Below are 10,463 nucleotides of genomic sequence, written 5' to 3' on the forward strand. Positions count from 1 at the left end.
TTTTAATTAAAGCTGGTACCAAAAATAAGTTTAATACTAGCTTTTTGATGTTTCAAGAAAATATAGTAAAAATAGTAAAAAAAATACTAGATAAGTATTTTAAATGGAAGTTCCTTATGGAAACCCCTAGCAACTAAGAATTTAAAATTTAACCACTCTTAAAATTCTATCTCCAACGTTTTTTCCATCATTCTGTTAATTAAAAAGACTAGCACCTCCACTTTGGGCATATCTTCATTAGATACATTCTCAACAGAAGAGAAATAGTGGTTATACCGTTTTAATTGATTATATAGATCCCAATAAAATTTGTTTAAAATTTCTTTCGAATTAGTATCCTGATTTACTGGAATATAACTCATATCAACAATATCCTCCTTCGCTATTCTCGCAACCCATCCATCGTGTTTTTTTTGACTGATAACACGCTACATAATAATATGGGTAATAATACGGCAACACTTCGTATTTTAGATGTTCAAGTGCCTCTATATAGTCAACATCACCAGGAATGCCTTTTAGATGCATTTCAATAATGTGTCGACCTCGCTCATCATGCTGCTCCCTAATAAACTCCGGCTTAGGTTTTTGTTCTCGCGCCATTCGCTTCCATTTCCCTACGTCTCCCTGGAGTTTTTTTATATGTGCCTTTTGTCGTTTAATCTCTTCCTGTAATTGTTCTTCCATTGTTTTTTCTTTAATCACTAAAAACCTCTCCTTTTATCGCATGTATCGTTCTGCGAGATCCCATCTGTCCTCACCATGGCCAATCTCTTCGTGTACCTGGTCAATCGCACCTTTTAATAGATTGTAAACTTTGATATCTTGTTCGGTTAAAATGCTATAATCAGCTTTTCTCCCTTGGTCCCTGTTTTTCATAATACGTTCTAACATCACTTCTCCCTCATTGGTGATTCCTTTTTCTCTTAATAATTCTCGCAACCTATCACGACAATACAAGTGCCTAAACCCATGGGTTCCCCGGCCATTTTGGTCTATACCTACTTTTTTACAAGCTGCATTTACAGCACTTCTTACAGTAGCAACCTTAACAGATACAACCGTACTGTCTGGCTCTTTATCTTTTAGTATTAGGATTAATTTTTCCTGAAATTTTGGAGGTACAGGTGTTTTCCTATGACGTCCTCCTTTTGTGATTCCAGTGGCTTCTTCAGATGAAATATTGAGTACCCATACCCCCGAAGATTCCTTGAAATGTTTAACCTTGATTTTGCATGATTCACGCACTCTTAATCCCATATATCTCATAAGGTTTACTGAATCCTGAACATTGACAGATAAAAAAGGAAGCATTGATTCAAATTCTTCGGATGAATAACTGCGATTTTCCGCTTTTTTCAACTCACGCCAATTAGTAATCCTTTTTTCAGGAACGAAGATAATAGGTTTTAACCCTCGATCTAGGCTTCGAATTTCCATTCCCTTCTGCAAGTGCCTTAGTGCAGTTTCAACATTTTGTTTATGGCCAGGAGAGCGTTCTAATGCCGTTAAGTGTTCTAAATATGTTATGTAGTGTTCTTCTTTCAAATCATAGATACTTTTTATTCCATAATTTCCACGAATCCATTTGACAAAATTTTGTGCAGCCGATAGGGTTTCTTTTACTTGTTTAATAGAATGGATACCAGATCCCCCTTTATGCTTTGCCTCACGCTTCGATTCACCTATCCGATTAATAGCATTAATAGCTTGAGATACTTGATGCACGATACTACTACGACGCTTTCTTGCCATTGCTACACCTCCTTTCAAAAGATAAAAATTTAAAATTATTTCCCAATTACCATCAAGTAAATTTTGTTTAGTCCCATAAGGTGTGGTATTTAAAAATTCATTCAAACTTACAATGAAGTCCGCTCATTCTTTAACGAGGCGAGCAATTTTAGCCTCGAATTAAATCATTTATACTGTTCCTGACTTCCATAAGAGCAGTTTGTTCTGTTGACTTTCATGAACAGAACTTATTTCTTGAATTTATATTAGCTCGATATTTCATGAGCTACAGTAGGGTACCGATATTTCAGTTGTTATCCCTTTTTTGATGATTCATGGACCAAATCCGGTTACTTCTGGATCGGTTTGTTCTGTTCGGCTTTCATGAACATGAATTTGCCGCTTAATTTATACTGACTCGGTACTTCATGGAGTTACAGTCCAGGATATCGATATTTCATTGGATATCCTTTTTGTTAATAAACGGATCCAGCTACTCCTTGGATCAGTTGTTCTGTTCATCTTTCGTGAACATGAACTTATCGGCTTTAATTTATACTGGCTCGGTAATTCATAAGCTGCAGTCAGGATATCGATATTTCATTGATATCCTTTTTTGATTAGTGAACTGACCCGGTTACTTCTTAGACCAGTTTGTTCTGTTCGTCTTTCGTGAGCATGAACTTATTGCTTTAATTTTTAATGACTCGATACTTCATGAGCTACAGTCCATGATATCGATATTTCGTTGATATCCATGTCTACATTCTGGTTGTCACTTTTTAGTTAGATAATGTAATAAGCTATCTTATCTATCACTCCTCCTTCAACCTAATTTCTTAATCTATATAAAAAAGCCCATAGCTAAGAGAGGTACAAGGATACTTCTTGTACAAACTACTCTCAAAGCCATGGGCTCTGTATATTAAATTCCTCATAAAAAGCAAATAAAAACGACCATTCATACAATAGAATCGTCGGAAAACCACTCATTTTATAGATTAATAAAAATTACTCTTACCTAATTACTTAATGCAAAAAGATATTTATTAAAGATACCCACGAAGGCAAACTTGCCCTTTTGTAAAATTCCTCGGCCCAAAGACCACAATCGTTTGTTAGAACACCTGCTAGCTCCTTTTAAGAACTGCAAAACAAAAAGAAAAGTTAAAATATCTAATTAAATTATATCAAAAATAAAAATTGATTTCCAAGCTAATTGTTAAAATCTTCTTTTCTAAATAAAACTATATTGTGGCCTTTATGAAACTAAAGGAAGAAACGGCAGGCATTTTTTGAAACATCGTAGTTCAATTAGAGGGAATTTCGGCAAAAAAATAACCCACCCTGCCTAATAATGTCCAGTTAGATGGTGAGTTATTTCTCGCTTAGGACCACTGCTCTTCTCTCAGTAGATCAATCACAATTATACCTCAATATACCTTTAATTAAACCAATAAAATTCTATCTCTTAGTACTTTATCAATAAAATCATGAATCTGTTTTTCGTAATATTTTACTTCCATCGCTGATGTAGCCTCTAACATGTTTTGTTTGATTTCATTCAATTTTACTTTTTCATCTTCTGTCAAACTTTCTTCTAGTGATATACTTTTTGCTCTGTTCAGCTCTACATCTAGACTATCAAGTTCTATAATGATATCTTGTAGTTCTTCAATTACTCGGTCTTTCTCGTATGCACTTTCTTGTTGAAGTGAGACGACAATATCCAATAATTTTTGTTTTAATTTAACTACATGAAACTTAGTAACGGCATCCATAAAAAAGCACCTCTTTTCATCACCTTTTTATAAATTAAGCACGGTAAAAAACTTATTCACTGACAATAATCCACCATTAATTGTACAATTAGCTGATCGTCAATTATAGCAGGATCATTACTAAATACTCCTTATACTTCAAACACCTTATTTATTTCAGTCATATATCAAATTTTGATATATGGATTTAAAAGCATAAAAATATGCTCATTAAACAACTGGGGGATTCAAAATTTGAACCCTCCCCCAAAGTAAGTAACCGCAAAAAAAGGAAACTTAATGTTTTCCTCTTATCAAGGGGATCTATATTTACTAATTAAGTTAACTACTATAACCAAGTTAACCATCTAAAAAGGTGGTTTTTATGGTTAACCATCATATAAGAATTCAATTCCTAGTTGTAGCATCCAAATAAATAATACTTTATTTCTCCGACTAATGATAATAACCGGATTTACCTTTATTTATTATCTCCTTCACTTTTCTCTCGCTTCAATTGCTCGATTTTCTCTTCATACTCCTTACGCAGAGAGTTTATTTCTTCATACATTTGTTTTATCTTTTCGTTATATTCTTCATTAGACTTCAGTAACTTCTTCTGATACTCTCTTTCAATCTCCAGTAACGCTTTTTTTTCGTAGTCTTTTTTCTCATTAATACGTTCTACTTCAACAGCATGGCTATTCTTCAGTAACCCAATTTGTTGTGTCAAGTCCTTGACTTCGTCTTGCAGCTCATCATTTTGAACACTAATTTCTTTCACTTGGGAATGTAGACGTTCACGTTCATGAAAGAATTGCTCTTTCAGTTTCTCATTTTCATCCGCATATTCTTTGTACTTAGCAACTAAACCACTTAACGTATCATTCTTCTCTTTATATTCATTAATTAGAAGCTGATTGTTTTCATTAGTAGAACGTAGGTCATCTAACTGCTTTAATGCCTCCTCTTTTTCCTGTTCTATTGCTTTCAATGCATCCTTGGTCTGTTTCGATTCTTCTACTGCCTCTTTAGCTTTATCTTGGTATTCACCAATAATTGCTTCTTTTTGTTCCAGCTTATCAGAGATTTCTTTCACCGCATGGTCTTTAATATAGATGGAGCGTTGAACCATATTAGAAACAAGTTCATAAATTCGGCCAGTATGGATTTCTAATTCATTCAAGTCCTGGTTGTAATCTGTTGCACCTTGTTTGATAGATTGTAATTCAGAAATAGCGACTGCTTTTTCGAACCACTCTTTCGCTGAATCACCACTGTTTTCAATCATCCCCTTGACTTTTTCATACAGTTCTTCGCTAACTTTTACACCAAAAGTTTTATCAGCCATCGTCATCCCCCTCTAAAGTAATTGGTTAACTATATTTACTATTAATAGCATTAGATTAACTATGTTTACTATGGTTAACCTAATGCTATCACTTATTTGAACAAATTTCTAATTTTCCTAATAAAAAAGAATCCCAGAGCAACCTTTTCATTATGGATATTAAATTAGAATTCCTTACCCCAAATACTTCCTCATTTCACCCACTTGTTACATTGAACGGAAATATCGTGATTAGTTAAAATCCATTATTCTAAAATACCTGTTATATTAATAGAACCTAAACTTGTTTAGTTACGTCTAATTATAAAAAACTAAGGGAAGAGAATAAATGATTGAAAAGGAAAGAGAACCTGAAATGGTAGACATTAAATATATGGATAATGAAGAAAAAATTAAATGGTTAATGGATGAGTATGGTCAAAATGTTATTATGCTTGCTTATACATACGTTAATCAAAAGCAATTAGCAGAGGATATTGCCCAAGAGGTATTTATTAAGTGCTATGAGAAATTAGATTCATTCAGGCATGAGTCTTCCTATAAGACGTGGCTTTATAGAATTACTATAAATAAATGCAAGGATGTTCTAAGAAGCTCTTCTTACAAATATCTAATATTTACAGACTATATTAGATCTAAAAAGCTTATTCATTCAGCAGAATCGGAAAGTATTCACAATGAAGAAAAGTTGCTTATCGCAAAACAAGTGATGGCTCTTCCAGTTAAATTGAGAGAAGTTATTATATTGTATTACTATCAAGATCTTAAAACTGCAGAAATTGCAGAAATGTTAAATAGCAACATAAGCACTGTAAAGACAAGATTACATAGAGCAAGGAACATACTTGAGAAAACGTTAAAAGGAGAAATATAGGATGGAAGATAAACTTAAAAATTTAAAGAGTATCTTAGATGAAACTATTTTTAAAGACAAAGAACTGAGATTTAATGAAAAACACAAAAATTCTGTCCTACAAGCAATTAAAAACAATACTACTCGTAATAGGACAAAAAAAGTTTATAATGGCATACACCTTTTTGCTAGTGTAGTTCTAACGGGCGTATTATTAGTAGGTACATACTATATTGCTGGTGTTAATGACCTGTTTTCTAATAGTGAAGGTAGACAGGCTAGAGAAGACACTAATAGTAAGGATGAGCTAGTCACAAAGCAAGAAAATAATCCACCAAATAAGGATGTTAATACCGTTTATCAAGAAGAAAATTATAATGATATGACTAAAGAGGAAGTATACAAGAAACTTTTAGAAGCTGATAAGTTTGAAACTGTTCAAGGTGAATATGAAATTCAAACTGTAATCCATGATGGCACAAAAATGATATCAAATGTTAAATATGCACTTAGCTTAAGTCCAATAAAGGGTGGTTACAGCACTGAAACGTATAATCAAGGTGATAGTGTGGAGAACACTATTACGTATTATAAGGAAGATAATCTTTGGACACTAGATAGCGTAACTAAAACCTATTCGGAGAGAAGATATAGAAACAGTTCACAACCTCCAATTGCCCAAAGCTCACTGTTCCCACGCGATATTACAATAAATTACTTAAAAGACTTAGATAACTGGGAAATTGAAAAACAGAATGAAGAGATCCTTAATCACAATACAATTGTAATAAAGGGACTTTTAAACGAGTATGCTACAGATAAACACAGTTCAAAAACATTTCGTTTCTGGGTTGATAAAGATACTGGAATCTTAGTGAAATATGAAACATATAATGATAAAGAAGAAATAGTGAATTTCTTGAATCCGAAAGAGTTGCAAATAAATGTTCCAATAGATACGAAGTTGCTTACACCCAATATAGAAGGGTATCAGAAGTCGGAAACGGAAAATCAAGCAGATGAAACAGCTAAATGACCATGACATTTAAGGAAATAGAAAGAGGTAGCAGACCGCTACCTCTTAGAGTTAATGAAATACTTACTTTAAATTACTGGGCTCTCTCCTTAAAGCCTGGAGGAGTTTCTATATGGAAGTTTGCATTATTAAACTTATCATTAAACTTTATATCCTGTGTAGTCAAACCCGAAACTAACTCCATATCACTGTTGTATTCCTCAAGATTTAGTAATACTCCTGTATCTTTGTGAACCCATAGTTTAAACATAACTGCTTGGTGTTTAGCTGCATAGTAATCGTTAAACGTTCCCTCTATAAGAACTGCTTCTTCTCCTGCAAACTTGGCCGAATCATCGATAATTTCCCATTTTGAATAATCTTCTAAGTATCCTAACGCTATTTCTTGCGGGAATAATGAATCCTTCGCAACGTTCATATTAGTATAATCATTTTTGTACAGATATATCTTTTCTTTGTTATTGCCTAAAAGATATCTGTTTTTAGGTAATACTCCAAGTTGCTTCTTTTCTTTTTCTCTAAAATCATTATTTGATTTATTATTTTTTTTCATGTACTCTTTTTTATCATTCAATAAAATTACATTTGTTTCGCCATCATATGAAGATTCTATAACATTTTCTCCATTTTCTATAATTTTGACTTTTGAAGATGGATTGTTTCCTGATTTCACTATATATTCTACTGAATATTCGTATCCTGCTGGCTTACTCCAATTTTTAAAACTTCCTTTGACATTTTCAAAGTTATCAATAGAATTTAACATTTTTGAATGTATTTGTTCTTTTGACTCATCAGTTTCCGAAAGTACACTCAGGGAGCTACTAGCTAATGATTGTGTAAAGTTTGGTTGAATTAATCTTATCCCATCTGCCCCAGTATATGTATAAGCGGTTTGACTAGTACCATATGTATCTAGTTTTACAAAAGTCGGAGAAAGGTGGGCTGGGCTAGTTGCAAAACCTATTCTACTCCAACCTGCTGGAGCATTATTTTGGTTGACTACGAAGTCCCTGTCAAGTGCAGTGTAAAGCGCTCTCGGATTGTTAAAATTAATATTATATAAATAGACATCTACATAAAAGTCATCGGTACAAGTTACATTACTAACCCAATTATAATAAACCGTAAATACCAGTCCTTAAGATACGATGATCACCTCTATAAGAATTCACCGCAGTACTGTCATATTTATGAGACCATCCCCCGTAATGTGAGTTACTATGATTAGGATCATCATTGTCAATATAGACTGTCCCACATCCAGCAGCACTTACACTATCTTCACTGCTAAACCCCAAAATACAAGTTAATAACAATACGAATACAAAACCTAGTTTCTTTAACATAAAACCCCTCCCAAAAAATGGTTATAATATACAATTGCTATACTAATCTATTAAAATACAAAAAAAAACAATAAAATACATTTTTTGAAAAAAATACAAAATAATTGTTTGAACTTGAGATTTGTTTATCTGAAGCAGTTTTAGACTTTTTATAATTTAAAAGGACGCAGACCTTCTTGATAAGGTATAATGAAACTATCAATCTAACTATTGATAACCCACGTTATCAATACCTAGAAAGGAAGAAAAATCCATGAGTTTGGAATTAAAAATTCAGGAAGAAACATCCCTTTCCACTGAGATTTTGGAGCTGCAGGAAGAAGCAAAAAATCACTTAGCCAATTCGAAGGCGAAAAATACGAAACGAGCCTATCGAAACGATTGGACCCAATTTTCCGAGTGGTGCGAAAAGAACGGGTTTCTGGAACTGCCTGCTGACCCGGAAACGCTTGTCTATTACATTACGTTTTTAGGAAAAACGCTGAAGGCTTCCTCCATCAAGCGAAAAATGACCGCCATCTCGCAGCGCCATGAAACAGCTGGTTATCCAAGTCCCACGAAAACAGCCCTGGTAAAAGGGGTATGGGACGGGATTCAGCGAAAGATCGGGATCAAAGAAGAAGGAAAAGATGCCCTTTGGCTGGAGGATCTTCGGAAAGTCATCCAGGCGATTCCTCAGAATAAAGGAATCGGTGTACGGAATCGCGCCATGTTAGTGATTGGCTGGGCCGGGGCTTTACGAAGAAGCGAATTGGTCCAGTTAAATGTCGAAGATATCTCCATCACTCGCGACGGATTAATTCTACATTTAAACCGAAGTAAAACGGACCAAAAGGGAGAAGGACAGGATGTTGCGCTTCCTTACGGAAGCAATCCATTAACATGTCCCGTTCGTAGTTTAGAAGATTGGTTGGCGGTATCTGGCATTTCTGAAGGACCGGTTTTTCGTCGAATGGATCGGCACGGGAACATCCTTGGAAGGTTGACTCCTCAATCAGTAAGGTTGATTGTGAAGGATTGTTGTGAAAAGGTGGGCTTAGATCCAAATCGGTACGGGGCCCATAGTTTGAGGAGTGGTTTTTGTAGTACAGCTGCGAAGGCTGGCAAAGCGGAACATCAGATTATGAAGCAAACCAGGCATAAACGAAGTGATTCGTTGCAGAGGTATATTAAAAAGGCGAATTTATTTGATGATAACGCAGCAAGTGGGATTGGCCTATAAATATGATTCTTCCATTCCAATTTTAATTTACGTGAATCTCAATCTAATAACGTTTTAACTAACTTGTTAGCAATCCATTATATAGAGTCTTCCTGAATTCGAGGAACCCGCTATGGAAAAGATTAAAAGCCTAAAATTTTCTCGAATTTTAGGCTTTTAGATGCTTATTTAATAGTTTTTTTTCTCTTAACTATTTTATATATTACGAATCCTGTTACTAAGATAAAAGCAATAAAAATTATTTGGGCAATAAAAGATTCTAAATCAAAAATTATAATTACCTCCTTTTTATTACATTACCCCTCATAAGTGTTTGTAACAGAGAAGTAGACTTTTGAACTTGTATAAGCAGTTCTTTTAATTGTTGTTCTTAATGTAAAGGCGTGTGAGTATCCAATTGGTTGTCCTCCAATAACTACACCGTTTACTTTTTGGTAACTCCCTTTGGATTGAACAGTTGTAGCATTGTCGGTTACAATACTAGTTCCTCTTAAAGTAAGGGAAGTTGGAAATACTCCCTTGCTGCCAGAATCCGCTGTGTCGGTAATATTAATACTGCTTTGATAAACTGTATATTTTGTTACAAGAACTGCTCTAGCAGCTAAATAAACACCCCAGAATTCCTTTTCGTATGTAGATGTCCAAGAAGAACCTGGTGCACCATTATATGAAGCCATTGGAGTAATTAAATTATCATTATCTAATTCTGTGGTACTTTTGACTACTGCAAAACTTCCATCCGGATAATCAATAACTGCACTTCCGTTTGCTCCAATTTCAATTTTTTCTTCATCTGATGTATTTATTTTACCATTAAATTCTTTCGTTTTAAATCCTTCAACTTTACTAGTTAAATATAAATTAATCTGTTCTTCTGAGTATTTCTTTTTAAATTGTTCAACTTCTGGCAATTTAGCAATACTTTCTTCAGATTCTCCATTGATTACATTTTTTCTAATTACACTCATCATTTCCTTATAATCTTTTTCCATTACAGTTGGTAAAATAGTTTTTTCTAGTGAAGAAGCAGAAACAGTTTGTAATGGCGTTAACAAACTAATCAAAAGTATTAATACAGCAATAAACTTTATTCCTTTTAAAATTTTTTTCATAAAACTCTCCCCCTTCTATTATTCGTATTGTCAAAACTTTTATAAG

11 protein-coding genes are annotated in these 10,463 nt (G+C 33.8%); 3 read left to right on the top strand and 8 right to left on the bottom strand.

Annotated elements, in window-relative coordinates:
* Positions 1–158: 158 nt before the first annotated feature.
* The 5 genes from CKJ95_RS14075 to CKJ95_RS14095 all read right to left on the bottom strand — a co-directional run bounded on the left by CKJ95_RS14075 (position 159) and on the right by CKJ95_RS14095 (position 4,845).
* Positions 159–362 (bottom strand): hypothetical protein, encoded by a 204-nt coding sequence (locus CKJ95_RS14075; protein WP_099354068.1) that lies wholly within the window; start codon positions 360–362, stop codon positions 159–161.
* A 1-nt stretch (position 363) separates the two neighbouring features.
* Positions 364–705 (bottom strand): hypothetical protein, encoded by a 342-nt coding sequence (locus CKJ95_RS14080; protein ID WP_099354069.1) that lies wholly within the window; start codon positions 703–705, stop codon positions 364–366.
* 15 nt (positions 706–720) lie between these two features.
* A complete protein-coding gene (locus CKJ95_RS14085) occupies positions 721–1,755 on the bottom strand; it encodes an integrase domain-containing protein (protein WP_099354070.1) in 1,035 nt (344 codons plus the stop codon).
* A 1,427-nt stretch (positions 1,756–3,182) separates the two neighbouring features.
* The gene (locus tag CKJ95_RS14090; protein WP_099354071.1) at positions 3,183–3,515 is read right to left on the bottom strand and encodes a hypothetical protein; all 333 of its coding nucleotides are present in this window, start codon (positions 3,513–3,515) and stop codon (positions 3,183–3,185) included.
* A gap of 460 nt (positions 3,516–3,975) precedes the next feature.
* A complete protein-coding gene (locus tag CKJ95_RS14095) occupies positions 3,976–4,845 on the bottom strand; it encodes a hypothetical protein (protein ID WP_099354072.1) in 870 nt (289 codons plus the stop codon).
* A 328-nt stretch (positions 4,846–5,173) separates the two neighbouring features.
* On the opposite strand from CKJ95_RS14095, the gene CKJ95_RS14100 reads away from it, so the two are divergent.
* Positions 5,174–5,719: a sigma-70 family RNA polymerase sigma factor gene (locus CKJ95_RS14100; protein ID WP_099354073.1), complete on the top strand. Its 546-nt coding sequence runs from the start codon at positions 5,174–5,176 to the stop codon at positions 5,717–5,719.
* Between the two features lies 1 nt (position 5,720).
* On the top strand, positions 5,721–6,734 hold the full coding sequence (locus CKJ95_RS14105) for a hypothetical protein (RefSeq protein WP_099354074.1): 1,014 nt from the start codon (positions 5,721–5,723) through the stop codon (positions 6,732–6,734).
* Positions 6,735–6,807: 73 nt separating this feature from the next.
* On the opposite strand, the gene CKJ95_RS14110 is transcribed toward CKJ95_RS14105, so the two are convergent.
* Both CKJ95_RS14110 and CKJ95_RS14115 read right to left on the bottom strand, forming a co-directional pair.
* Positions 6,808–7,500 carry a hypothetical protein gene (locus CKJ95_RS14110; RefSeq protein ID WP_099354075.1) on the bottom strand — a complete coding sequence of 231 codons (693 nt, stop codon included), beginning with the start codon at positions 7,498–7,500 and terminating at the stop codon, positions 6,808–6,810.
* A gap of 349 nt (positions 7,501–7,849) precedes the next feature.
* On the bottom strand, positions 7,850–8,083 hold the full coding sequence (locus CKJ95_RS14115) for a hypothetical protein (protein WP_099354076.1): 234 nt from the start codon (positions 8,081–8,083) through the stop codon (positions 7,850–7,852).
* Between the two features lie 253 nt (positions 8,084–8,336).
* Between CKJ95_RS14115 and CKJ95_RS14120 the strand changes: the two genes are divergently transcribed.
* Complete coding sequence (locus tag CKJ95_RS14120) at positions 8,337–9,305, top strand: site-specific integrase (RefSeq protein WP_257215800.1); 969 nt, start codon at positions 8,337–8,339, stop codon at positions 9,303–9,305.
* A gap of 296 nt (positions 9,306–9,601) precedes the next feature.
* Here CKJ95_RS14120 and CKJ95_RS14125 read toward each other — a convergent pair whose 3' ends face one another.
* Positions 9,602–10,417, bottom strand: coding sequence for a hypothetical protein (locus tag CKJ95_RS14125; RefSeq protein WP_099354077.1), 816 nt, complete (start codon positions 10,415–10,417; stop codon positions 9,602–9,604).
* Positions 10,418–10,463: the final 46 nt, after the last annotated feature.

The sequence above is a fragment of the Fredinandcohnia onubensis genome, from assembly GCF_002734285.1.
In the GTDB taxonomy this organism is placed as follows: Bacteria; Bacillota; Bacilli; order Bacillales; family Bacillaceae_L; genus Ferdinandcohnia; species Ferdinandcohnia onubensis_A.